Origin of the sequence: Algoriphagus aquimarinus (genome assembly GCF_900112005.1) — a bacterium.
GTDB lineage: Bacteria > Bacteroidota > Bacteroidia > Cytophagales > Cyclobacteriaceae > Algoriphagus > Algoriphagus aquimarinus.
In genome coordinates, this window is sequence record NZ_FOKK01000003.1 from 202,303 (window position 1) to 226,950 (window position 24,648).

Annotated in this window: 19 protein-coding genes; 10 read left to right on the forward strand and 9 right to left on the reverse strand. The window is 40.0% G+C overall.

The genetic code is table 11. The features are described 5' to 3' along the window. The first annotated feature begins 357 nt into the window (after nucleotides 1–357). Together BM291_RS05100 and BM291_RS05105 are read left to right on the forward strand one after the other, a co-directional pair. Complete coding sequence (locus tag BM291_RS05100; RefSeq protein WP_092895095.1) at nucleotides 358–522, forward strand: DUF1328 domain-containing protein; 165 nt, start codon at nucleotides 358–360, stop codon at nucleotides 520–522. 105 nt (nucleotides 523–627) lie between these two features. Beyond that, entirely contained in the window at nucleotides 628–1,347 is a 720-nt protein-coding gene (locus BM291_RS05105) for a DUF502 domain-containing protein (RefSeq protein ID WP_092895096.1), read from the forward strand. 55 nt (nucleotides 1,348–1,402) lie between these two features. On the opposite strand, the gene BM291_RS05110 is transcribed toward BM291_RS05105, so the two are convergent. The 4 genes from BM291_RS05110 to BM291_RS05125 form a co-directional block, all read right to left on the reverse strand. Continuing rightward, nucleotides 1,403–1,732 (reverse strand): DMT family transporter, encoded by a 330-nt coding sequence (locus tag BM291_RS05110; RefSeq protein WP_092895097.1) that lies wholly within the window; start codon nucleotides 1,730–1,732, stop codon nucleotides 1,403–1,405. A 231-nt stretch (nucleotides 1,733–1,963) separates the two neighbouring features. Next, the gene (locus BM291_RS05115) at nucleotides 1,964–2,701 is read right to left on the reverse strand and encodes a DJ-1/PfpI family protein (RefSeq protein ID WP_092895098.1); all 738 of its coding nucleotides are present in this window, start codon (nucleotides 2,699–2,701) and stop codon (nucleotides 1,964–1,966) included. Nucleotides 2,702–2,855: 154 nt separating this feature from the next. Continuing rightward, on the reverse strand, nucleotides 2,856–3,458 hold the full coding sequence (locus BM291_RS05120) for a ribonuclease HII (protein WP_175499644.1): 603 nt from the start codon (nucleotides 3,456–3,458) through the stop codon (nucleotides 2,856–2,858). Beyond that, a complete protein-coding gene (locus BM291_RS05125; RefSeq protein WP_092895099.1) occupies nucleotides 3,430–6,102 on the reverse strand; it encodes an MGH1-like glycoside hydrolase domain-containing protein in 2,673 nt (890 codons plus the stop codon). Before BM291_RS05125 ends, BM291_RS05120 begins: the two co-directional genes overlap by 29 nt. A 311-nt stretch (nucleotides 6,103–6,413) precedes the next feature. Between BM291_RS05125 and BM291_RS05130 the strand changes: the two genes are divergently transcribed. Continuing rightward, complete coding sequence (locus BM291_RS05130) at nucleotides 6,414–6,782, forward strand: BlaI/MecI/CopY family transcriptional regulator (RefSeq protein ID WP_092895306.1); 369 nt, start codon at nucleotides 6,414–6,416, stop codon at nucleotides 6,780–6,782. Then, nucleotides 6,779–9,217 carry a M56 family metallopeptidase gene (locus BM291_RS05135; protein ID WP_092895100.1) on the forward strand — a complete coding sequence of 813 codons (2,439 nt, stop codon included), beginning with the start codon at nucleotides 6,779–6,781 and terminating at the stop codon, nucleotides 9,215–9,217. Before BM291_RS05130 ends, BM291_RS05135 begins: the two co-directional genes overlap by 4 nt. 167 nt (nucleotides 9,218–9,384) lie before the next feature. Here BM291_RS05135 and BM291_RS05140 read toward each other — a convergent pair whose 3' ends face one another. Together BM291_RS05140 and BM291_RS05145 are read right to left on the reverse strand one after the other, a co-directional pair. Next, a complete protein-coding gene (locus BM291_RS05140) occupies nucleotides 9,385–10,500 on the reverse strand; it encodes a glycosyltransferase family protein (RefSeq protein WP_092895101.1) in 1,116 nt (371 codons plus the stop codon). After that, nucleotides 10,497–11,372 carry a UDP-2,3-diacylglucosamine diphosphatase gene (locus BM291_RS05145; protein WP_092895102.1) on the reverse strand — a complete coding sequence of 292 codons (876 nt, stop codon included), beginning with the start codon at nucleotides 11,370–11,372 and terminating at the stop codon, nucleotides 10,497–10,499. Before BM291_RS05145 ends, BM291_RS05140 begins: the two co-directional genes overlap by 4 nt. Nucleotides 11,373–11,636: 264 nt before the next feature. Here BM291_RS05145 and BM291_RS05150 point away from each other — a divergent pair, with 264 nt between their 5' ends. Further along, complete coding sequence (locus tag BM291_RS05150) at nucleotides 11,637–14,114, forward strand: S9 family peptidase (protein WP_092895103.1); 2,478 nt, start codon at nucleotides 11,637–11,639, stop codon at nucleotides 14,112–14,114. A gap of 226 nt (nucleotides 14,115–14,340) precedes the next feature. Beyond that, the gene (locus BM291_RS05155; protein ID WP_092895104.1) at nucleotides 14,341–14,991 is read left to right on the forward strand and encodes a bifunctional 4-hydroxy-2-oxoglutarate aldolase/2-dehydro-3-deoxy-phosphogluconate aldolase; all 651 of its coding nucleotides are present in this window, start codon (nucleotides 14,341–14,343) and stop codon (nucleotides 14,989–14,991) included. A 152-nt stretch (nucleotides 14,992–15,143) separates the two neighbouring features. On the opposite strand, the gene BM291_RS05160 is transcribed toward BM291_RS05155, so the two are convergent. Together BM291_RS05160 and BM291_RS05165 are read right to left on the reverse strand one after the other, a co-directional pair. Continuing rightward, a complete protein-coding gene (locus tag BM291_RS05160) occupies nucleotides 15,144–16,004 on the reverse strand; it encodes an ROK family protein (RefSeq protein WP_092895105.1) in 861 nt (286 codons plus the stop codon). A gap of 90 nt (nucleotides 16,005–16,094) precedes the next feature. After that, on the reverse strand, nucleotides 16,095–18,422 hold the full coding sequence (locus BM291_RS05165; RefSeq protein ID WP_092895106.1) for a PIG-L family deacetylase: 2,328 nt from the start codon (nucleotides 18,420–18,422) through the stop codon (nucleotides 16,095–16,097). 425 nt (nucleotides 18,423–18,847) lie between these two features. Here BM291_RS05165 and BM291_RS05170 point away from each other — a divergent pair, with 425 nt between their 5' ends. The 4 genes from BM291_RS05170 to BM291_RS05185 all read left to right on the forward strand — a co-directional run bounded on the left by BM291_RS05170 (nucleotide 18,848) and on the right by BM291_RS05185 (nucleotide 22,935). Further along, nucleotides 18,848–19,345 (forward strand): gluconokinase, encoded by a 498-nt coding sequence (locus BM291_RS05170; protein WP_092895107.1) that lies wholly within the window; start codon nucleotides 18,848–18,850, stop codon nucleotides 19,343–19,345. A 128-nt stretch (nucleotides 19,346–19,473) separates the two neighbouring features. After that, complete coding sequence (locus BM291_RS05175) at nucleotides 19,474–20,841, forward strand: amidohydrolase family protein (protein WP_092895108.1); 1,368 nt, start codon at nucleotides 19,474–19,476, stop codon at nucleotides 20,839–20,841. A gap of 125 nt (nucleotides 20,842–20,966) precedes the next feature. Next, entirely contained in the window at nucleotides 20,967–22,103 is a 1,137-nt protein-coding gene (locus BM291_RS05180) for an aldose epimerase family protein (protein ID WP_092895109.1), read from the forward strand. A gap of 241 nt (nucleotides 22,104–22,344) precedes the next feature. Then, nucleotides 22,345–22,935: a DUF4142 domain-containing protein gene (locus BM291_RS05185; protein WP_092895110.1), complete on the forward strand. Its 591-nt coding sequence runs from the start codon at nucleotides 22,345–22,347 to the stop codon at nucleotides 22,933–22,935. A gap of 187 nt (nucleotides 22,936–23,122) precedes the next feature. Here the strand turns inward: BM291_RS05185 and BM291_RS05190 are convergent, their stop codons facing one another. Then, nucleotides 23,123–24,637: a glycoside hydrolase family 3 protein gene (locus BM291_RS05190; RefSeq protein ID WP_092895111.1), complete on the reverse strand. Its 1,515-nt coding sequence runs from the start codon at nucleotides 24,635–24,637 to the stop codon at nucleotides 23,123–23,125. Between the last annotated feature and the right edge of the window lie 11 nt (nucleotides 24,638–24,648).

The window sequence follows — 24,648 nt, forward strand, 5'->3', positions numbered from 1 at the left end:
CTTCTTTAATTTCATCCTAGTCACAGTTCGTGTATTTAGAATGGCTAGTATATGCTCCAATTTTTAACTTCGAGCGTTAGTTAGTGTCGCAGAAACAGCTAGATAATTTTCTTTTCTAAAATTATTAGATATTATACCTACGTTTTTAACACGTTCATTAAATGAGCTGGAATGGAGAATAGTTATCTCTAATTCCTCCTTTTACTGAGCAATCGATTTGCTGATTTTGGGGCTTGTATTCCCCAAGCTAATTCCTTAAAACCACGATGTTAGAGTCAAAAATAGCCTTGCGAGGCGATTTAGGCTATTGGTATGGTTTTGAACTTAATTTGATCGAACCATTAACCAATAAAAATTATGTTACGCTGGATTTTAATTTTCTTAGTAATCGCATTGATTGCAGCCGTTTTAGGATTTGGAGGAATAGCAGCTGGTGCAGCTTCTATCGCTCAAATCATCTTTTACATCTTCTTGGTTTTGCTTGTCATTTCCTTGATTATGCATTTGGTGAGAAAAACCTAACTACCTGGTTTGACAATCAAAAAACCACTAACCACTAACCAACCAACGGTCGCACGATTCCTGAAAAAATGGATTCGTGCGACTTTAGGAATCTCAACTTGAACCATGAACTCTGAGCCCAACTCCCCTTTAATTATTGAAAAAAAAACTACAAGAGGGTTTATTTTAGATAGCCTGCTACAAGGGTTTTTAATCCTTCTTCCGCTCACTATTATTCTTATCCTTCTATCTATTGTTTTCAATTTTATTTTTGGGATTGTTTCACCATTGAGTGCGGCTTTGGATCCAGGTTCTGACGATCCACACTGGCTTGTCAATGTGTTTTCACTCGCAATTTTCTGCGCTTTTATTTTTATCATTGGTGTCCTAGTTCGAAACAAAGTAGGTAAGGTCTATTTCAAAAGTTTTGAAAAAAAATACCTAACAAAAATCCCCCTATATAATCTTATTCACCAAACTGTGTATCAGTTTGTCGGACTGAAAAAACTGCCTTTCTCAGAAGTAGTACTCTTAGATCCTTTCAGATCAGGTACTATGATGACCGGGTTTGTCACAGATCAGATTCATGATGATCTCTATACCATTTTTGTTCCTACAGCTCCAAATCCTACCAATGGTAATATTTATCATGTACCGAAGGAGCTTATTACTTTTCTAGATACTACAACCCAAGATGCAATGCGTACAATCATGGGCATGGGAACAGGAACAGGCAATATGTTAGCTGGAATGGACTTGAAGGAAATACTAACCAAGGGAAGCAAGCAGCAAATCAAAAAAAGTCAAATCATCGATGATAGCTTGGATGCTGTGCTACCTTCTTAGAGAAACGAAGTACTTATTCTTGATCATTGAATTTTACCAATGATCATTTGCTCCTCTAATGGGAAGAAACGAATTTCAATCCGATGAGGGATCCAATTAGCGTTGCGAGGAAGAAAATTCTCCAGAATTCTGCTGATTCTTTGAATACAAAAATACCCACCAATACCGTTCCGACAGCCCCAATTCCTGTCCATACTGCATAAGCAGTGCCTATTGGTAGCGTTTGGGTTGCTTTGATCAGCAATAACATGCTTATGGTTAGGCATACTACAAATCCACCGTACCAGCCATATACCGCCATTCCCGTGGCTTCTTTTGCTTTTCCTAGGCATGACGCAAATCCTACCTCAAATAGACCGCCGATTATAAGTAGTATCCAGTTCATAGTGTGTTTTATTAATGGGCGAATATCACAAAGCTTTCTTAAAGATCACAGCTTGAGGTTAAAGTTTAGTTATCAGTTGGAACGAATTAATATTTGATCAGCAACTGGCAGGATATCAAGGGAAAGGTGTGACTTTAAAAGTTAGCAATCCTGAAAAGCTAGCTGACGCAATGAACCTAGAATTTTGTAGATAAAAAGAGTAGTCATAGACTACACTGGGCTAGTAATCACTTACTTTTTCCAGTTTTGAAGTCTATCGAGGTAAAGGTAAGACTCTACAAATTTTCTATGCTCCACACTAGTCATCTTCTCTACCAATTCTAAAGCTGATATGTAGCTGGCCAGATTTCCGTTAGAAGAAAGGAATTTACCATCTTCTACGTAGCTAACGGTGTTTTCGTCTTGAACGAGGAGATTGGGATAGTCTTTTTGAAGCTGTTCACCTCCGCCTATCCAAGTCACGATTTTTTTACCGTCTGCAATACCCGAAGCTCCAATCAATTGCGCACCAGCACAATTACTTACCGTGTAAGTAGTTTCCTTATTTCTTTCTCGAATGAAGGTTACTATTTTGTCGTTGTGCACTTGTGAGTACATATCGTAGGCACTTGGTACAAAAAGCACATCTAGCTTGGGTGCGTTATCAAAAGTAAAATCAGGTACTATTTTCAAACCTTCTTCAGAGACAATTGGAGCGCTGGTTTCGGCTATTGTGATTACATTGAAAAGTTGTTTGCCATTCTCAGTTGGCTTCGTAAACACATCTGAGGAGGCAGTCACTTCTGTGATAAGTACTCCATTGTATATCAATAAGCCTATCGTCGGCAAATCATTTTTAAAGGGCTTCAAATGCGTAGTTAGCGTATCAATGTGAGTTTCTGTCGTACCTCCGGTATTGTTGGAATTATTGGCATTGCAACCGAAAAGGAATGCAACTACTACAAGGATAATGAATGAAGTGTTTTTCATAGCTGATAGAGTTTCTCCGACATGATGTGATTATGGAAGAGTAAGGAGGGAGTTTGTTGATCAAGATAAAGGCTGAATTACCCTTAAGATGACTCAACACTAGAAATCAAGTGTTTTTCAAAATGTTCGTAAGGCACATAGCAAAGGTTAGCAGTTAAAGTTCTAACATTATTTGCTCCTTTAGCAATCGAAAGCTTGTTCTATGCCAAATGCAGGCTCCATGAGTTTCTATTCCGCTACGGTGCGCTTTGGTAGGATAGCCAGCATTTCTTTCCCATGCGTAGTGCGGGAACTCTTCGGCCAGGGTTTCCATGAATTTATCTCTATGCACTTTAGCGAGGATGGATGCCGCAGCGATGTTGGCATATTTGCCATCACCTTTAATTATACAGGTAAATGGAATAGTTAAAGCGGATTTAAAACGATTGCCATCGATCAACAAATGCTCGGGAAGAAGGCCAAGACCTTGAACGGCCCGAGTCATAGCTAGAAAAGAAGCGTTGAGTATGTTGATTTTGTCAATTTCAGCTACACTTGCTTCGGCGATTTGCCAGGCCAGTGATTTATCTTTTATCTCTTCGATAAGATCTTCCCGTTGCTTTTTGCCTAGTTTTTTGGAATCATTGATCCAAGGATTAGAATAGTCGGCGGGCAAAATCACCGCCGCCGCTACTACTGGGCCTGCCAGACATCCCCGACCGACCTCATCACATCCTGCCTCTATTCGATTAGCTTCTAAAAAGGGTTTTAGAATCATGATCTTTATCTTCTCTGATTTTGTAATACTTGTGAATCATCTCTGCTACTAATCCCGTCCAGCCTGTCTGATGAGATGCTCCTAATCCTAGGCCGGTGTCTCCATGGAAATATTCATAAAACAGAATGTGATCCTTGAAATGTGGATCAGTCTGGAATTTAGAGTTTTTACCAAATACCGGGCGCTCTCCATTTTTATCCTTCATGAAAATGCGCATGCAGCGCATAGAGAGCTCTTTTGCGATAATGTCCATGGTCATGTATTTGCCAGAACCCGTCGGGTATTCTATGGAGAAATCCCCACCATAATAGAAGTCAAATTTCTTAAGTGACTCTATAAGAAGGAAGTTGATTGGGAACCAAATCGGCCCTCTCCAGTTGGAGTTGCCTCCGAACATGACGGTGTCCGACTCACCTGGAGTATATTTCACAGTAAGAGTTTCTCCCCCGATTTTCATGGAGTATGGATTCTCCTCATGGTATTTGGAAAGGGATCTGATGCCATAGTCACTTAGGAATTCATCAGAATCCAACATTTTCTGTAAGACGCTTTTCATTCTATGCCCTCTCAATAGGGAGAACAACCTGCGCTTATCATAGCCAGGTTGAATCCAACTAGAGACTAATGATGCTAATTTTGGTTTTTCTCTAAGGAAAAAATCCAGACGTTTTTTGAACTCAGGGAGATTTGCAAAAAGATCCTCTCGAATCGGCTCCACGGCGAAAAGTGGAATCAGACCAACGATAGACCGGACTTTCATTTTTCTTGGCTCCTTTCCAGGGATATGGAATACGTCATAGAAGAAATTATCCTCATCATCCCACAGTGAAATGTGCTCGTTGGAGATATTACTCATAGCCCCGGCGATGTAGAGAAAATGTTCTAAGAATTTGGTAGCAGTGAATTGATAAACCTTGTTGAACTCACAGAGATCTAGAGAGATTCTCAGCAGGTTCAGAGAAAACATAGCCATCCAAGAGGTAGCATCTGCTTGCTCTAGTTTTCCATGGTATTTCTGGGCATGACTTCTGTCAAATACTGAAATGTTATCCAGGCCAAGGAAGCCGCCTTCAAAGATGTTTTTGCCATCGCTATCTTTTTGATTGACCCACCAGGTGAAGTTGAGCATCAGTTTGTGCAGGCATCTTTCTAGGAACTCGTGATCACCAACACCATTATTCGCTTTTTTATCTATTTGGTATACTCGCTGAACTGCGTAGGCATGCACTGGTGGATTTACATCTGAGAAATTCCATTCGTACGCAGGGATCTGTCCGTTAGGATGCATATACCACTCATTTAGCATGATGATCAGTTGGTTTTTGGCAAATTCCGGATCTAATCTAGCAATTGGAATGGTGTGAAAAGCGAGGTCCCATGCTGCATACCAAGGGTATTCCCACTTGTCAGGCATGGAGATAATGTCATAATTCTGCAAATGTCTCCAATTGCTATTTCTGCCTTTTTTTCTTTCTACTGGAGGGACAAACCTGCCAGGATCACCTTCCAGCCATCGTTCTACATCGTAATAGTAAAACTGCTTAGACCACATCATTCCGGCATAAGCCTGACGCTGGATGTTTGCTAGATCAGGATCTGTTACTCTTTCTTGGAGGTTATCGTAGAATTCATCCGCTTCTTTTTTACGCTGCTCTAGGCAGGTATCGCATATTTCAAGTGGATTCTCTTCTGTCTGGTGCTGCAGTCTTAGTTTAACCTGCCTGCTTTCACCAGCTGGAATGGTGATCTCATAGATGGCTGCTGCTTTAGTCCCTTTATTAGCTGGGTTGAGGTGTTTTGTATCGCCTTGTACGACGAAGTCATTAATAGCATCCTTGAGAAATTTCTTCTCATTACCGATGTTATAGATTCGTTCGCGATTGGTTTCGTTATCGCAGAATCTTAAGTCAGGATTGCCATCAAAGGTGATGGAATAATTACCAGACTTTGGATTAAAAGCTTTGATGCTGTTGTCTCCAGCTTTGGAAAGCTTGGGCATAAAAGGCTCGTGCCCAGTATACCAAGTTTTACGAAACCAAAGAGTAGGCATTACCCATATTTTTGATTCCTCAGGTCCTCTGTTATGAATTGTCGCTACCGCAATAATGTCCTCGACGTCTTGTTTGGCATATTCGATGAAGATGTCAAAATACTTGTCCTCGTCGAATAGCCCTGTATCTATCAATTCATACTCACCATCAGTTTTCCCTCTTTTGATATTTTCTTCTAAAAGTTCCTGGTAGGGAAATTCGGCTTGAGGATACTTATAAAGCATCTTCATGTAGCTATGAGTAGGCGTAGAGTCTAGGTAATAATAAATTTCTTTTACGTCCTCTCCATGATTTCCCTGATTTCCAGTCAAGCCGTATAAGCGTTCTTTTATGTATGGATCTTTTCCATTCCAAAATGCCCATGCCAGACAGAACTTCTGTTTGTGATCTGAAATTCCACCTATTCCTTCTTCACCCCATCGGTAAGACTTACTTCTGGCATCGTCATGGGTGACATTTTCCCAAGCCGATCCATCCGGGCTATAGTCCTCACGCACAGTTCCCCATTGTCTTTCGGTGAGGTATGGCCCCCATTTCTTCCAATGCTTCGTGAAGTTCCTATCTTCTTGTAATCTTATATTTTCAGCTGACATGTAATTTCTAAAAGGAGGATTGTCCTTAATTATCAATTTCTATTAATTATAGCCTTATAACTGGACTTTCATTTAATAGATTGGTGATTATTTTATGATTTGATAATAAATCAAGCAATTGCTCAATTTATGAACAATAGGGGAGTTTGGGTCTATTCTCAGTCAGGTTTGTTTACTGACCGCGTAAAACTACGAATTGTAAGTAGGATGCGGAAAATGTATTAACACAAATTATTTCATGTATTTTTCATCTACACTTGTAGATTTCAATAATTGCTCTACATTTGTAGATGTAATTTAATTCTAATATGATGAAACTATCTAGAGCTGAGGAAGAACTGATGAATCATTTGTGGAGGCTGAAGCGAGCTTTTATGAAGGATCTGATAGAATCATATCCTGATCCAAAACCAGCTTCTACGACTATCTCTACGCTTTTGAAGCGCATGCAGGATAAAGATTTTGTGGGGTATGAAGCCAGTGGGAAGCTGAGGGAGTATTATCCGATGGTGACCAAAGAAAATTACTTTTCCAAGCATCTGAAGGGCTTGATCAAGAACTTCTTTAATGATTCGCCAGCACAGTTTGCGTCTTTTTTTACTAAAAAGACAGAACTCTCCGAAGAGGAGTTACTACATCTGAAAAGTATAATTGATGACCAGTTAAATCAGAAGAAATGATCACCTATCTACTCAAATCCATAGCCTGCTTGCTAATTCTGCTTCTTGTGCATCGACTGCTCTTGCAGAGAGAAGCTATGCATAGATTCAACCGATTCTTCCTGCTGTTTTCGGTGGTTGCGTCCTTTCTGATTCCACTTTACACGATTGAAGTTCCTGTGGAAATAGCAACCGCTGCAGTCGAAGTAAATTCTGAGCCTGTTTACTTTGAAGCTGACCCATCCGAGGTGATTTCTGAGCCTGTTTACTTTGAAGCGGCAAGTCAGGATTCTAATCTGGAGAAGGTTTTTACGGCGGTTCCTGAATCTCAATTTAATTGGGAATACCTTCTTTTTGGGTTTTATGGCTTGATTTCCCTTGTTTTCTTGTATCGATTTGTGAGGAATATCAAAATCCTGGTGAATCAGATTCAGCGAAATGTTAAAGTTAATTATCGTGGCCAAACGCTGGTTTTACTCCAGGTAGATTCCCTTCCTTTTTCCTTTCTCAAATACATTTTCGTGGCGGAAGCAGATCTGGAAAATGGGAAATTTACCGATGCTGTTTTTGCACATGAGTGCACACATATAGAAGAGAAACATAGTTGGGACAATCTATTTATTGAGGCATTGCTTGTGCCGCTTTGGTTTCATCCGGGATTGCATTGGGCAAAGGCAAGTATCAAGCTCAATCATGAATTTATTGCAGATGCAGTGGCTTTGCGCAGCACTCCTTTGGAAAAATACGAGAGTCAATTACTAGCGATGATGCTTTCTAACCAAAAGTATGGATTGGTCAGTAGTTTGAATTTTTCATTAACCAAAAAACGATTTGAAATGATGAAGAAAAAATCAATGAGTGCAAATGGCTGGATCAAACTTTTGGTCTTGGTGCCAGTAGTAGGAGCGTTGGTGTACTTTTTCAGTGAGAGAGTAGCAGCTAAAGCCGATGATACTTTACAGGATAGTGAAGTGTATGTAAACACTGCAAGTCAAAAATATCTCGAGCCTATGGATTTTGATTTGACTTTCACGCTGAACCCAGACGGAGTAATTCAATATGAAAATGAGATTTATGACTTGGACGCTGTTAAGGAGTTGATTAGCGAGACTAAAAAATCCCTAAATGCAGTAAAGATTAATTTGATCACTGAATCAGAACTTTCTATGGGAGAGTTGAGTGATTTCCAGGCATTATTAAGAGATGTTGATATCCGGAGGATTCATTATGTTTCTTATGATCAAAATGTAAATGATAGTACAAATAAAAAGTTTGGTGAAGTAGATAAGTATACGATTGAAAGCCAAGATCAATTACCTAAGCTTACTGCCGAACAAATTGAAGAGAAAGAAAAGTATTACAGAAATGCATCAATTTTTGTGGAGAATGAAGCGGGAGAATTAATTGCTAAAACTTATAGTGAGCTATCTGAACCAGTAAAAGCTTCTTTGATGCCTCCTTTGAAGACACCAGCTAAAAAGCAACTAAGCAGAAGTGATTTTGAATCTTGGAAGAAATCTGAAGATTTTGCCCTTTGGTTGGACGGTAAGGTTATTCCTAATTCTCAATTACAGAATATGAGCCCTACAGATATCGTTTATTACACTAGCAGTTTTGTTCATCTAAATGCCCGTTCGGAGCGTTTCCCGCAGGAGCATCAAGTTAGTTTATATACCCTAGAAGCATATGAAACAACGTATGGTTCGAAATCTAATTTTGGGAAACCTCTCAATGAGGCTAACAAACTATATATCTATCCAAAAGACAAAAGAATAAATCATGGCAAACCTTGGGTAAAAAAAGAAAAGTATCCAGTGACCGAACAGAAAGAAGATACTTCAGAAAAATGGCCTCCAGCAGTGAAAACAGCCCAGGTACAGAATGATCTTCAAGAATACATAGATGCCTATGCAGCCTACGAAAAACTTCGAAAGCAAGCTCCGCATTTTGTAGAGAGAAGTAAAGCTGAGCAAGAGAAGTTAATTGAAATGTATACTGAACTCAGAAGTATGTACTTCCAGGTTGCATTCCATGACAAGCCAAAGGTCAGGCGCGCAGTGTTACCTTATGTTCCTTACTATAAATTGACATCCAAAGGCGAAGTTTATTACAAAAAGGCAATTGATTTCACTGCTGAAGAGCGTAGTATATTGGGACCACCACCTCCTCCACCAACTCCTGCAGAACTCTTAGAGTCCTACAAAAAGGTCTCTTACCAATATGAATTAATGCGTAATAAAGGCAGAAATGATGCTTCCTTATCCATGGAGGAGCGAAATAATTTGTTTCTTATGTACAATGAGCTTCAAATTATATTCCTGAATATGGGTGCTCCTGAGAGAAGACAAGTCAAAATGGTCAATTTCCCTTATTATCGAGTAGTAGAAAATGGCAAAACAGTGTTCAAAGCCATATCCGAACTCACTCCAGAGCAAAGAGCTTTGAATAACTGCTAGTTTGAAATAACAAATATGTATATCCGCTTTTTTACCAGTAAAGAGGCAAAAGCATTACCAGCTTTGACTAACACTAAAATTTAGGCCGCTTCGGTCATCGGTCTTCTGGCCCGGTGAGCAAAGAAATATTGGTTACTGGCATCATTCCATATAACCATGTTAATAAATTATGAAAATGACTGAGTCAGGATGAAATCTGGTTCAGTCATTTTTGTTTCTGGGAGAATTTGGCTGAATGTTTTTGGCCAAGTGCTTACCCAATCTTGGAAAGTATTCTCCGATATTTCTCGTGATTGAATGACATGCTCAAGTTTGGCAAAATCAAAGTTGTCTGAGGCTATTCCTGCTCCAGCATGAATCGTGTCCAGCGCATTGCACGCCTGCTCGTATTGACCTTTCACAGGGATGACCATCACTGGCTTGCCTAGATACATCGCTTCGCAAATTGATTCAAATCCAGCAGTGCTCACCAGTCCTTTGCAAGCCGCCATATCCCGAAGGAAATTTTTGTCATGGACTCTATGGAAACTCAGGTTTGACAAAGGTTGTTCGGTTTCTGCAGCATCTTTTTTATCCCAGTAAGCGCGTATTTTTAAGTTAGGATTTGCTTTAGCAAAACAGATTACTTCGTGTCCGTAGCCTGCATTGACCATGTAGGTGAGGAAAAAGTCGCCTTTGGTCGGGGTGAGTTTCTTCACATCTTCTCTCAGCAGTGGAGGGACTACAGTGATATTATCCGTAGACTCCAATTCATAAAAGGAAAGTGCGAGTTTTTCAGATGCTCCGATAGCTGTCATTCTAGTGTTGAACTTGAAAAAGAACTTGTTCAAACCTTTTGATGGAGCAAATTTGAAGTTGGGATGATAAATCAAATACTGATGACCTATCACCCAGTACAGAGCTTTTGGTCTAAAAATTCCATTGTATATCCCGCCCAATAAATCGTAAAAATTCAGAATGATATCGGGCTGTTCAGCTTCTACAACTTCATGAATTTGCTTGAGACTTCTCCAGAAAATGGCAGCTTTTACTATATTTTGACGAATTGTTTTTCCAATCAAAATCTGCTTTTCGTCTTTGTCACAAGCGAAATTGGGACTTTCTACCAAATGAATCGGAGCTGAGATTTCTCTCGTGAAAAACTCTGGAATAGCTCTGCGCTTGCTTTTACCTAGGATTACTCCTGTCAATTCATGCCCTTGATTTTGCAGCATGTGTGAGAAAGCGATGGCTTGGGTCATGTGCCCGCGACCTTCACCCTGGACTATAAAAATGAACTTCATAGGATGGAAGTAAATGCTGGTGGTTCTAGATCATCTTTTAGAGCTTCAAATGAAACCTCACGCATCGGTATTACCGGAGCTTCTGCTTTGCCTATGAAGAATTGATTTAGGCTGTCGTCTTTGGCTTCTTTAAAGTTGATTTCATTGTAATAGATCAACTGCCAGTTGCCTTCATGATCCTCTGCCAAAGCGCTCATCGTTTCTACCCAATCGCCTGAATTCATGTATTCTATTCCGTCGATTATTCGGTTTTCAGGCTTGTGAATATGCCCACAGATGATTCCATCGCAGCCTTTTGCCCTAGCCATTTTGGAAAGCTCTTCCTCATACTGATCGATGTAGGAAACGGCTGATTTTACCTTGCCTTTCACATACTGCGAAAGCGAGAAATAGGGTAGCCCGCGTTTGATTCGGTAGTGATTGACCACGCTATTCAGCCAAAGCAAAAAAGTGTAACCAATATCGCCCAAATAGGCGATCCAGCGGAGATTGGTTGTGATGCTGTCAAATACGTCACCGTGCGTGATGAAGTACTTTTTACCATGACTTTCGTAGATCATATCTTTCTGGATGGATAGATTTCCCATTTGAAAAGGGAGAATCTGATCCAGAAAGTCGTCATGATTTCCACGCAAGTAATAGACCTTGGTGTTATGGTTCTCAATCATTTTCAGAATTCTGTTGAAGAAGCGGGTGTGCTTCCTTTTCCAGGAACCTGATTTTTTGAGTTGCCAGCCGTCAATGATATCCCCATTGAGAATGAGGTTTTCGCAGTTGTACTGCTTGAGGAATCGGGCGATTTCCTTGGCTTTCGAACCTTTAGTGCCCAGATGTACGTCTGAAACGACGATAGTTTTGAATTGGGTTTTCACTCTATTGGTTTTGGTTGAAAGGTATAACCTCCAATTGAACTCAGTGTCAGCACATTATTAAAAAATTAGTAACATTGATTGGGCTTTACGTGCTAATGTAATCCCAGTGTTAATTTGATGTGAAAAATCCCGTTCTATCAGTCTAAAGGAGAAAATCAGCCAGCATTTTCAATGAAATTGAAGTAATGGGCTAGTGATTTTATACTAGTGGTTATTCCAGAAGGTGAAGTTTATTCTAGATTCGTTTTCCCAAATAGAACAACTATGAAGCACACGTTACTCGCATTTGCATTTCTTTTGATTTTTCAGAATGGCTACTCGCAGGAGCAGGTTTATTCTGGTAATTATGAGCTTGCAGCACGATTCTCTCCTGAGAAAATGAAAAAACTGGTTTTCTCTACCCGAGTTGACCCACATTGGTTGAAGAAATCAGATCGCTTTTGGTATGAATTCGAAACTAGCAATGGCAAAAACTGGTATTTGGTAGATCCAGTTAGAAAAACCAAAAATCAACTTTTTGACAAGGATAAGCTGGCCATGGAAATCACCAAAATCACTAAAGATCCAGTCGATGGACAGCATTTGAAGCTGGATGATTTGAAGTTTCTCGAAGATGAAAACACGATCAAGTTCAAGGTAAAAGGAACTGAAGATGTGCTGAAAAAGGACTGGGCTGAGATCAAAGAAAAAGATAAGAGCAAGAAGGATTCTATGGAAAAGAAGACTTTTGTTTTTCACTATAACATAGGGAATCAGCAACTGACAGAAATCACGGATGCTGTGAAGGATCCTTCACGTATGTCTTGGGCGAATATTGCTCCTGATTCTTCCAAGGTGCTTTTTGCAAAGAAAAGTAATCTCTATTGGATGGATAAGGCAAACTTCCTGAAGGCAGTAAAGGATGAGAAAGACAGTACCATCGTTGAACATCAGTTGACTGAGGATGGAGAGGAAGATTTCGAATATGGCTTCAGTGGAAGGGGAGAAGACAACGAGGAGACTGAGAAAAATAAGGAGAAGCGCCAGAGAGTTGGTGCTTATTGGAGTATAGATTCCAAGCAGTTTGTGATGACTAGAACGGATCAGCGCAAGGTGAAAGACCTTTGGGTGATTCACAGCACCAAGAGTCCACGTCCAACGCTAGAGAGTTATAAGTATGCCATGCCAGGCGATAAGGAGCAGCCGATTTCCTATTTGTTGCACTATTCTTTTGACTCGGAAGAGCTTTCCAGTCTTCCTGTGGCTACATATAAAGATCAGTCACTGAATGTGTATAATACCAGCGCTACTGAAAGTTCAAGAGACGATGATTTCCGACCTGCGACATGGTTAGGCGACATGGATGAGTTTTACTTCTCAGTAGCATCCAGAGATTTGAAAAAGGTGGATATCTATAGATGGAACCTTACTACTAACGCAAAGGAATTGGTGATCGAGGAACGTAGCAATACCTATGTTGACTTTTTGAAACCTGAGATTTTGGACAATGAAATCGTCTGGTGGTCTGAGCGAGACGGCTGGGGACATTTCTATTTGTATGGAAAAGATGGCACGCTGAAGCGTCAATTGACTTCGGGCGCATTTCACTCAGATCGGGTAGCAAGGATAGACGAAAAAGGCCGAAAGTTGTATTTCGTAGCAAATGGTCGTGAGAAAGGTGAAGATCCTTATTACGAACACCTTTATAGCGTGAGCTTGGATGGTGGTGCGATTGCGCTATTGAACTCAGGTGATTTCAACCACTCCAGCGAGATCAATGATAACGCAAGCTTCTTTGTGAATAATTACTCCAGAGTGAATACTGCACCGGTTGCCGTATTAAAAGACAAAGCTGGCAACAAAGTGATGGATTTGGAGACGGTTGATTTATCACAGCTTTTTGCCACAGGCTATCAATTCCCTGAGCCTTTCACTTTCAAAGCCGATGATGGAATCACGGATCTATATGGTGTAATCTACAAGCCATTTGATTTTGACTCTACGCGCAAGTATCCAATCATCGAGTATGTGTATCCTGGCCCTCAGACGGAAGCTGTAGATAAAGCTTTCTCAGCAAGATTAGACCGAACTGACCGGTTGGCTCAGTTTGGTTTTGTGGTGATCACGCTCGGTAATAGAGGTGGACATCCAGGCCGCTCTAAGTGGTATCATAACTATGGTTATGGAGATTTGAGAGATTATGGTTTGGCGGATAAGAAAGCTGCGGTAGAGCAGTTGGCAGACAGATACGATTTCATTGATAGATCTAAGGTTGGTATTCACGGACATTCAGGTGGAGGATTTATGTCCACTGCAGCGATGTTGGTTTATCCAGACTTCTTCAAAGTGGCTGTTTCCTCTGCAGGAAATCATGACAATAGTGTGTACAATCGCTGGTGGTCTGAGAAGCACCACGGCGTAAAAGAGCAAATCAATGCCAAAGGAGATACCACTTTCATCTATCAAATCGATAAGAATCCTGACTTGGCTAAAAATCTAAAAGGACATTTGATGCTCTCTCATGGAGACGTAGACAATAATGTGCATCCTGCCAACACTATCCGCATGGCAAACACTTTGATGAAAGCTGGAAAGCGTTTTGAGTTAGTACTACTTCCTGGTCAGCGTCACGGTTTTGGAGATATGACTGAGTATTTCTTCTGGAAAATGGGTGATTATTTCGTGCAGCATCTGTTGGGAGACAATACTCCTCCTCCAGTGGATATGGTACAAATGCAGCGAGATAAGCCGCTGACGAAATAGTGAATTTGAAATTTGAATTTCCGAAATAAACAAAAGCCCGATTCAGAGAAAGGATCGGGCTTTTTAGGTTTTGACGCAGCCCTGGACTTTCTATAAAATCGAGAGGATTTGCTCTAATCTGGAGAATTTAGCTTTCCTACCTGCCTTGAATATATTACTTGAACTTCAGCTGGCAGTTTTTATCTTGTAGAATCAACCACCCATTTATCAAGCAACCCAAAACCACATGGAAACTTCAACTTCAATTTTTTGGAAACGCTATAAGGAAGCGCCAATTGTAGGGATTATACGCGGGCAGTCCCTAGAAGCAGTGCTGAAAATAGCTCATGCTTATGAAGATGCTGGACTTACTACTTTGGAGATCACCATGAACACTCCTGGAGCAGCGATAATGATTTCAACTTTACGAAGTGAATTTCCCTCACTGAATATCGGCGCTGGAACGGTGTGCAAGTTGGACGACCTCCGGGAGGCAATTGATGCCGGAGCGCAGTTTATCGTGACGCCTATCATAGATGAGACAGTCATCGAGCATGCCGTAGACGAAAACATCCCGATTTTCCCTGGTGCATTTTCTCCTTCGGAAATTTATAAAGCCTGGTCTTTGGGAGCTTCTGCTGTCAAGCTTTTCCCCGCGACTCAATTAGGCCCACAGTTTATCAAAGATGTGCTTGGACCTTTGGATCAAGTTAAATTGCTTCCTACAGGCGGAGTTTCTAAGGATAATATTAAATCATTCTTTCAAGCGGGAGCTTACGGAGTTGGTATGGGGAGTTCGCTGATTGACAAAAAGCTGGTCAGTGATGAAGATTTTGAGAGCTTGAAAAAGCACTTTGAAAGCATTAAAGCTGAGATTGCTGAATTTATAAAAGTCTGAGTTTTCATGAATTTTAGACCGTGGTAGTTTCAATCCAAACACTATATCCCGCTCCAATATTTCCGAAAAATCGGGCTATGTATATATTGGTTATAAACGAAAAAAAGTGGCTTTATGAAAGCCACCTTTTTTAACCACAAACCAATTTACATCTAACTATTAACTACTACATCTTCCAATTCCACCAGAGCCACAGCTCCGTGAATGGCGGTTTCATCCATTTCAGATGGTAAAATCTGTAGTCTTTCAATGACTGTAGGATAATTGAATGTAGATAATGACTTTAAAAGTGATTTCTTGAATAGGGGATAGGTCTTCCTGATCGATCCACCCAATATGATTGCTTCTGGTGCTAAGGCATATAGGATGTGCTTTATAAGTTCTCCTAGATGGTGACCATACTCTTCAAAGGCTTTGATAGCGACAGGATCTCCAGTCAATGCCAATTTGGCAAGGGCCTTTGGTTTGCTATGGTAGTATTTATCAAAAAACTTACCGCTGCAATAGTGCTCGAAATCATGATCGAGATAAGTCGCACTGCACCATTCTCCGGCGGCTGAATTAACGCCACTATAAAGATGACCGTTGATCACGATACCTCCGCCTATGCCAGTACCAAGTGTAAGTCCAACCAGATGATTGAACTTGCGACCTACGCCGAACTTATGCACGCCTGATGCAAAACAATTCGCATCATTATTTATGAAAACAGGCTTTGAAAAACGCTCTGTTAAAAACTTTTTTAATTCCACATGCTGAAACGCTGGGATATTTGAAAGCCCTAAAACTATGCCTTCGCGAACATCTACCAGACCCGGTATACCAACCCCAATTCCAACCAAGTCATAGGCTGTATAAGTTTCTATAAATTCAGCGATTGTCTCTAGAATGAACTGCTTACTTTCTCTTGCAGGAGTAGCAATGGATCGAATATCTTCAAGATGTCCATTTATTAGTACGCCACCTTTAATGCCGGTGCCTCCTATGTCTAATCCTAAAATGGCTTTTTCCATTCGCTACAAATAATAAGGTTGTTAGGTTTATTACAAAAGCTGTGACTGATCAGCTTATCTATCAGTCACAGCTCGGTTTGATCTTTACTCTTAAAGCATTCCTTCAATAGACTTTTCTAGCTCTCTCGCAGTAGCTAGGAATTCTTCCACATTCATGTCGCGGAAGAAAATCAGTCCATGGCTGGATCTTACTTTTGCACGCTCGTGCTGGTAAAAGTAGTTTTTACCAAGCAATAATTGAATTGCATCTAGTTGATCCACCCAGATTCTCTTGGCAACGGTACTGAATTTACCATTATGTGAATAGCTCGGGAACGAAGCATTTACTTGGCTCATGTAGCAATTGGCGAAAGAATCCTCCATCACAGACATGTCTCCAAGAGAAACAGGAACGATTACATTCGCTTCATGCGGTTCAAATTTAAACCAAACGTTTCTGTAACCAATGATTCTCAATTTACTGATATCCTTTTCTTCTCCCCACTTTTTCACAGCAGCGGCAGTTGCCTGAAGCACTTTGTAGTGAGTATCTGGTCCCGAACCTTCCGGATCGAGCGTTAAACTAATCTTTGTAGGATTTACTTTTCTGAACATTTCCACGATCGGTTCTACATCGCGATCTTTGTCTGGCTGCTCAGTGAAAATATCTCCAGTATAGAAGCCAAGTCTTAGGTGATGGACATTTTTCACTTGTACTCCGAAGTGAGCCCATACTAGTTCCTCTTCAAACTCACGAATCATGCCTTTAAGCTTCTGTACTTTGGATGAGTTTTTCTCTCCATCGTAGCTATTCTTCAGAATGCTGATGACATCATTGATCGTTTCTCTGAGTTGTGTTTTATTCTTGATGTCATACACGATCACCAATGCTCTCACTACTCGGTGACAAAGACCTCTCAATCGCTGATCTGCATTTTCAGATGCTACATTGGTCAGGTAGTGGTAAACGTCTTTATCTGTTTTAAGATTGTAGCCTACTTCAAAAAAGTCCTCAAAGTGAACCATTTGAATCTTACCATCATCCAAAAGTTTCTTGGTTGATTGTAGAGTGTCAATTACAAACGTATTCGTCACGGCAGTGAAACCAGAAGTCAACACTGAGAAGTGTGCTTCGTTTGTAGGCTCGTGAAGTTGATTTGTGATATGTGGCAAAATGCCCAATGATATGTCGTCGTGGTGCGGGCCAGTATGAAGTAGAACTTCGTCTCGCTCTTGCTCTAAACCTTTGGAAAGCTTATTCTCAATACTTGCCATAACCTGATTTACTGTCTCTTCAGACAAATCAGGAATTAATCTGGTGTATTTATCGGCCTTCAGGTCAGATAATTTGATTCTATGACCGTATTTACCTAGTTTTTTACACAGGTCAATCACAGATCTCTCCGTCTTTTCCCAAGTCCATTCGCCTTTTTCGTAATAAGCGTCTATAGAGTCAGTAAGTTTTACTCCAGCACCTTTGGTGACGTAGAATCTACCGTTCTTTAGTTTTTGAAGTACTGTTCCTGGGAAGACATTATTTAGTGGAGTTTCAAGAGAATCTCTTACGATTCCCGCTTTAGCTTCTCCTGCTGCGATGATAATGGCTACTGCATCTGGATTGTATACAATTGTATCTAATCCAATAGTGATTACTAGTCGGTTTGAAGAAATTTCTATTCCGCCAAGATCTCCGGCAGCTACCGCTTGAGTTTCAAAATTAGTTTCTGTTAATCTAGTAACAGAGAACAAATGTGAACCTCTAGTATTAAATGCGATGTGACCATCTGGGCCAATTCCTCCTAAGAAGAAACCTATTCCCCCTGCATCTCTGATTTTTTGCTCGTACTCACCACACCATTGATCTATGAGGTAGATAGATTGCTGCTGTAATTTTTCCAGCTCGTTCTTTGGATCGCGGAATCTTAAGGAAAGATCAACTTTCAAGTCTGGAAAAACCTTACTGAAATGAAGACCATCTGCCAAAGGAATATCATCAGAATTGATTAGGATCGCCTTTTCTTTAGATAGACCAAAACCATTGATGTAGAACTTATTTACATAATCGAAAAAGCTATTGTTCTGTTTGGAAGAAATCGGATAAAATTCATCGATTTGTACGAATGTCAAATCTTTTAAAATTGGCTTTTTGGTATCACCCAAGCCATATTTTTCTCTGACATCTTTTCCTTTTTTATTGTCCCAGTTTTCTAGCAGGAACTGAGTCCATTTGATGAAGAATTCAGGAGTTTTACCTGTTGGCAAACTGATTACACCTTCTGGATTTGCTGCTGCCCATTCCAAAAATCGGCAAGCCGTAAGCAAGCCAAGTTTAGGAAAATTGTCAACTTGAAGGTAAGGAATTAGAGTGCTGATTTTCTCAACACCAGATTCTTTAAGAAAACTTTTTTCGACTTCTGAAAGCGGATACTTACTTAGCATACTGTTCGGATAGGTTTATTTATAGGGACTGTTTAACGAAAAACTATTTTTAATTAGTTGTTAATCAATAAGTTGAGTTTGTTTTAGCTCTTCATGTATTTACTTACTTATTCAGATGAATAGTACAATATGAACATAATTTACTTTGACTCTTCACTTAAGCAAATCTAAAAAATGTTTTTTAATAAAACGAACTTTAACAAAATTTTTATAAAAGTTTTATGAATATTATTTTTCGGCCCTAGGATATGGTCTTGGATTTTGATTTCGACGGGTAGTTCGAAAGAGAAATTTCAATTTTTTAGTACTTTACAAAAAAATATAGCTCGTTTCGGTAGGGGAGTTTGGTTTGCTTCAATTCCTTCTTGTTCGTTTCTGTATGATTATTAAGAACTAAAAACATATTTTACATTTAACTTGCATACATGCTAATTGTAATAACAGGAGTCTCAGGAACAGGAAAAACCACTGTTGGATCCGACATAGCAGATACTTTGGGTTTACCATTTTACGACGCTGACAATTTCCATCCAGCAGAGAATATCGAAAAAATGAGCCTTGGATTTCCCTTAAATGATGAAGATAGATTGCCATGGCTTCAAACTTTGGCAGATCTTTTAACAAAATCTGAGCAAACTGACGGAGCGGTTCTAGCATGTTCAGCATTGAAAGAAAGCTATCGAGAGTTGTTAAAAGTGCAGGAGAATATCTTTTGGATACACCTAAAAGGAGATCGAGAATTGATCTGGAGGCGTATGCTTGCACGTAAGAACCATTACATGAAGGCATCCATGTTGGATTCGCAATTTGCAACTTGGGAAGAGCCCAACTACGGATTGAAACTTAATATCTGTAAAACACCTGAGGAGATGCTTGCTGAAGCCCTTAAATATTTGGGAGTCCCGATGAGGAGTGACAAATAATTAGTAGATAATTTTTATTGAGGTAGACGGATGGCACCTTCTTGTCATTCTCCGTATTTTTTTTCCAAAGGATTGCATTAAGGCTCTTTAAAGTCGAAATTGAATTCTTCTCGTCTTCAATAGCTTACATGAAAAAGATACTCTTCTCTTTTGTCTTTTTATTCTTACTTGTTTTCAGCCCTGGATTTTCACAGAGCTACCTTATTTCCAATGTGAATATTATTACCATGGAAAATGATAAGGTTCTTAAAGATCATTCAATACTGATCGTTGATGGCAAGATTCGAAAAATAGCCCCTATGAACGAGCCAATTGATTTGAAAGTCAATCAAGTATTAGATGGAAATGGATCATACGTATATCCAGGTCTGGCAGAGTTTCATTCCCATATTCCAGTAGCACAAAATAGTGACACACAACTTCAGGAGGAGGCTATGTGGATGTATTTGGCAAATGGAGTTTTGCGAGTGAGAGGAATGATAGGACATGCATCACATTTACCGTTGAAAGCTAAGATAGATGCCGGAGAATTGGATGGGCCACGTTTGTTTCTGTCTGGCCCCTCATTTAGTGGAGGTTCAGTGTCTTCTCCTGAGCAAGCTGCACAAATGGTCAGAGATGAATATGCTGCGGGGTTTGATCATCTAAAGTTACACCCCGGATTGGAGATGGACGAATTTTGGGCGATAGCTAAAACAGCCCAAGAACTCGGAATTCCTTTTGGAGGACATGTCTCTTTGAATGTTGGTTTGGAAGCTAGTTTAAAAGGAGGTTATAAATCCATTGAGCATATGGATGGGTATATTGAAGCTCTGATTCCAGATTATTCCAGAGTTTTGAATTCCAAAATCGCTGGACCGTTTACCATGCTTTTGGTCCACGAGGCAGATCTGAGTAGGCTTCCTGCCTTGGTGGATTTGACCTTGGAAACAAAAGCATGGATTGCACCTACATTGACGCTTTTTGATCGGTATTTTGGATCAAAACCAGCTGAAGAATATCGTAATGTTCCAGAAATGAAATACATGTCTGCTGAGCAAGTACAGAGTTGGATCAACGCAAAGACTCCTTATGAGCAATCTGGAGTATTGACTGAGGCACATGTGAAACCTTACCTGGAATTTCGAAATACGCTTTTTATGACTTTGCACCAAGCCGGAGTTCCTATGTTGATGACCTCAGATTCTCCACAAGTATTTAATGTTCCCGGGTTTTCCATTCATCACGAGATAGAATTGATGTCAAAGGCAGGAATGTCAAACTATGAGATATTGAAATCTGGTTCAGTCAATCCAGCCAGATATTTTGATCAGGAAGGGGAGTGGGGAGTGATAAAAGAAGGAGCTTCTGCGGATTTTGTATTGGTACAGAAAAACCCTTTGGAAGATCTGAATACTTTGAGAATGCCATTTATGGTAGTGATGAAAGGAAATGTTTATGATAGGAGCGAGCTGAAAAAACAATTGGATAGCATAGAGGCAAATCACAAACGATAAATTGTTAACAGAATCTAGGAGACAGAAGGGATGAGTGGACTTTAAATTATCTTGGGCTACCTTATTACTCTCCATCTAGCAGGCATTTTAATTCTTAAAAGATTATAATTTTTAAAACCACCCCCATGAATCTAAAACTGAAAATCGTACTATTAGCTATACTTATTTCAGGCACTGCCTGTCAATCTCAAACCAAATCAACAGTGATTCAAGAAGAAGTTAGCTTAACTATCAAAGGAGAAAAAGTAGACACTTGGGAAGGGCAAGATGTTCTTCATTATACCCTTGACAATGGTGCCATGCAGGTTGAAATGACCAATTATGGTGGAATCATTTCTAGGATAATTACTCCAGACAAAGAAGGAAAGCTTGAAAATGTTGTTTTGGCACTTGAAAATATTTCAGATTACTTCACCAAAAACGGGCCTTATCTAGGAGCTGCAGTGGGAAGGTATGCCAATAGAATTGGGACAGCCTCCTTTACTTTGGATGGAGAAACCTTTGCTATCACCAAAAACAACGGAGAAAACACCTTACATGGAGGTTCCAAAGGCTTTGGAGTGAAAGTATGGACTCCAGAGGTTTATAAGACTGACAATTCCGTGGGAGTGAAAATGACTTACTTCAGTAAGGATGGTGAAGAAGGTTTTCCGGGAAACTTGGAGACTACCCTTTGGATGGAATTGACAAGTAGCAATGAACTGAAACTTCGATTTGAATCCACCACAGATAAGAAAACTGTAGTAAGCCTTACCAATCACTCTTATTTTAACCTGAGCGGAATTACTGGTGATATTCGGGATCATGAGCTACAGATTTTTGCAGATGCTATTACCCCCGGTGGACCAGGGCAAATTCCTACTGGAGAAATTAAATTAATTGCGGGAACTCCTTTTGATTTTCAAACCCCAAAAAACCTAGGCGCTCAGTTGGATGCTTTGGGTGAAGGTTTTGATCATAATTACGTCACCAAAAGAGAGAATTCATCAGAACTTAAGAAAATAGCGATTGTAAAGCATCCTGAAAGTGGACGTGTGATGGAAGTTTATTCCACTGCTCCGGGTGTTCAGCTTTATACGGCTAACCATGTGAGGAATTTTGCTGGCGCCGATGGCAAGACCTATCAGCCGCATTACGCATTTTGCTTAGAGCCAGAAGCGTGGCCAGATAGTCCAAATAAGAAGAACTTTCCATCTGCAAGCTTATCTCCTGGAGAAAAATACGTACATGAGATAGTTTATAGTTTTGGGGTGGAGAAATAGGCTATTTATTTTACCATTTTCCATTAAAAAGTTAAATGGCTGACATGTGCAGATATTAAAGTTCTCATCTCTAATTAGCTTGATGGGATAAAATCTTGATCAGCTAAAAGTGGATTTCATTCAACAGACTGCGTAAGCATTACACAGGGAAATTTGACGGAATAGCTCTAATTGGCGTTAAACCTCATCGGAATGGTACTTGTAAGTATAGTCGGAGAACACTAAACCAACTAAAATTCTTATGAGAACAAGTAATGTAAACCAACCCGCAACAAACACTTACAGCAGAAAAGCAAAAATCACTGGAGCTGTACTACTTTCATCATTTTGTCTGGTAGGCATGACTTCTTGCGAAAATGAAGACGATGAGCCAATCGTAGATACAATAAGTCAGCAGGATAAAAATTTCGCTTTGTCCTCCTCAGCCTTCGTGAATGCTCAGATTAGCTTAGGTGAATTAGCCTTGGCTAATGGAGAAGATGATTCCATTTTGGAATACTCAAGGGCACTTGTAGATGATAATATGCTAAGTAAAGCTGAGCTAGAAGGTATCGTTGAAGGAAAGGATGTAGAACTTTCTGCTGGCATTAATGCAGATATGCAAGCTAAATACGACGAACTCGCAGCCCTATCTGGAGTAGCATTTGACAAAGCTTTTATCAGAATTCAAATCGAGGTCTTGGATGATTCTAAGTCTATGTTTGAAAATGAAATTGATAACGGCGAGAACTTTACAATTAAGGGATATGCTGATAAGACATTAAATCAAGTGAAAGACCATAAAGCTGAAGCCATCAAAGTAAAAGCTGAGGTGGATTTAGAAAATCTATAAGAAGTCAAAATGTAATTGTCGCTGATTAACCCAGCTGTAAATGCATGATGATTTCTTTAGAGCCGGTTTCTCGTAAGAGAGCCGGCTTTTTCTGTTTTTGAAACACCTAGTTCACAGAGTCCAAATAGCTATATGGATACGCAGAGAGCATCGCATTAGAGTTGATCTGCTTCTCCAGAAGCAGGACTTATTTTAGGAATAAATCTGCGGCCGCTTCCTGAGCTTCCTCAAAACTCTGATACCCACAAATCACCGCTTCAAAATCCTCTAGATTGCCTAGATGCTTTAAAGCAAGTGGATTTCCAAAATGAACTAGGATACAGGATTTAGCTTGTGCGAGTAGTTTGATTTCTGCTAAGGTCTCTTCATACATTCCAAATTGATTCAGTGGCTTGTGCGACGGAACGAAAACTGAAATGATCACTTTTTCGGCTTTATCGATTGAGGTGTTGCCTAAATCTAAATCGAATTTCTGATTCAGTTTTTTCGAAAAGATTGTGTCATTATTTCCAAAAAAGAACTGATGTGAAAGCTTCCCTTCATTTGCCAGTCTATTCAACTCCGCAGAATCTGTTTTCCCAGAAACAATCGATACATATTCTTTTGCAAGTCTAGATTGAAGTTCTGAATGACTATTCCAATCAAATTGAGGAACCTCCAATTTCTTAAAATCAAACACTCCCAGCTTATCTTTTAGTGCCCAAATTTTTTCGAAAACGATATCTATTTCTTCCTTTGTAGCATTTTTAGAAATGGCTGAAATCCCTTCTTTCACATGATCCGAAAAGCACAATATGTCATTTCCGGCATGAAAAGCTTCCCATTCGAGTAGGCCAGGTTCTGGAAATAAGTCCGCCACAGCCTTCATATTCAGTGCATCTGAGATGACGATTCCATCAAATCCCATCTCGGTCTTCAGCAAGTCTGTAGTAATATCACGTGAGATGCTTGCAGCGATTTCCTTTCCTCCAGACAGTGCTGGAGCAGCCAAATGCCCAACCATGATCATTTCTACACCGTGGTCAATGCCATATTGAAATGGTATAAGTTCTTCTTTTTTCAGTTCTTCCTTGGTTTTTTGGATCACAGGTAAACCCAAATGTGAGTCCGTCTGCGTGTCTCCATGACCAGGAAAGTGTTTCAAACAAGCGCCGATTCCGGCTCTCTTCATTCCTAAATACATTTCCAGCGACAGCCTGGCTACTTTATCCGGATTTGTCCCAAAAGACCTGTAACCAATTACTGGATTGTTTGGGTTAGTGTTTACATCTGCACAAGGGGCAAGGTTCAGATGGATTCCAGCCTTTTTCATATCCAAACCCATTCTATAACCTACTTCCTCGATAAGTTCTGGGGCTTTATCTGCGATCGCTCCTAGCGTAATAGCGAATGGATACTGAGGAGTTTTTTCAATCCTCATAGCCAAACCATATTCCCCGTCTATACTGATGAGCAAAGGTGTTTTTGAAATTGCCTGATATCGATTGATCAATCCAATCATTTTTTCCAATGTCCCACTTACATCTAACACTTCTGCCCGCTTTTCGAAGTTGGCAGCAGCAGAATGGCGACTATGGAAAAAGGTCAATCCACCTATTTCCTGCTCTTGAATTAGCTTTTCTATGGCTTGGTAATTTTCCTCTGTATCATGTATAAATGCAGCAGGAGAAAAGCATTGGGCTATTTTTTGGATTGAATTCATGGTTTACTAAG

Coding starts and splice junctions, on each gene's coding strand:
- BM291_RS05100 (WP_092895095.1), top strand. CDS start 358: ATGTTACGCTGGATTTTAATTTTCTTAGTAATCGCATTGATTGCAGCC.
- BM291_RS05105 (WP_092895096.1), top strand. CDS start 628: ATGAACTCTGAGCCCAACTCCCCTTTAATTATTGAAAAAAAAACTACA.
- BM291_RS05110 (WP_092895097.1), bottom strand. CDS start 1,732: ATGAACTGGATACTACTTATAATCGGCGGTCTATTTGAGGTAGGATTT.
- BM291_RS05115 (WP_092895098.1), bottom strand. CDS start 2,701: ATGAAAAACACTTCATTCATTATCCTTGTAGTAGTTGCATTCCTTTTC.
- BM291_RS05120 (WP_175499644.1), bottom strand. CDS start 3,458: ATGATTCTAAAACCCTTTTTAGAAGCTAATCGAATAGAGGCAGGATGT.
- BM291_RS05125 (WP_092895099.1), bottom strand. CDS start 6,102: ATGTCAGCTGAAAATATAAGATTACAAGAAGATAGGAACTTCACGAAG.
- BM291_RS05130 (WP_092895306.1), top strand. CDS start 6,414: ATGAAACTATCTAGAGCTGAGGAAGAACTGATGAATCATTTGTGGAGG.
- BM291_RS05135 (WP_092895100.1), top strand. CDS start 6,779: ATGATCACCTATCTACTCAAATCCATAGCCTGCTTGCTAATTCTGCTT.
- BM291_RS05140 (WP_092895101.1), bottom strand. CDS start 10,500: ATGAAGTTCATTTTTATAGTCCAGGGTGAAGGTCGCGGGCACATGACC.
- BM291_RS05150 (WP_092895103.1), top strand. CDS start 11,637: ATGAAGCACACGTTACTCGCATTTGCATTTCTTTTGATTTTTCAGAAT.
- BM291_RS05155 (WP_092895104.1), top strand. CDS start 14,341: ATGGAAACTTCAACTTCAATTTTTTGGAAACGCTATAAGGAAGCGCCA.
- BM291_RS05160 (WP_092895105.1), bottom strand. CDS start 16,004: ATGGAAAAAGCCATTTTAGGATTAGACATAGGAGGCACCGGCATTAAA.
- BM291_RS05165 (WP_092895106.1), bottom strand. CDS start 18,422: ATGCTAAGTAAGTATCCGCTTTCAGAAGTCGAAAAAAGTTTTCTTAAA.
- BM291_RS05170 (WP_092895107.1), top strand. CDS start 18,848: ATGCTAATTGTAATAACAGGAGTCTCAGGAACAGGAAAAACCACTGTT.
- BM291_RS05175 (WP_092895108.1), top strand. CDS start 19,474: ATGAAAAAGATACTCTTCTCTTTTGTCTTTTTATTCTTACTTGTTTTC.
- BM291_RS05180 (WP_092895109.1), top strand. CDS start 20,967: ATGAATCTAAAACTGAAAATCGTACTATTAGCTATACTTATTTCAGGC.
- BM291_RS05185 (WP_092895110.1), top strand. CDS start 22,345: ATGAGAACAAGTAATGTAAACCAACCCGCAACAAACACTTACAGCAGA.
- BM291_RS05190 (WP_092895111.1), bottom strand. CDS start 24,637: ATGAATTCAATCCAAAAAATAGCCCAATGCTTTTCTCCTGCTGCATTT.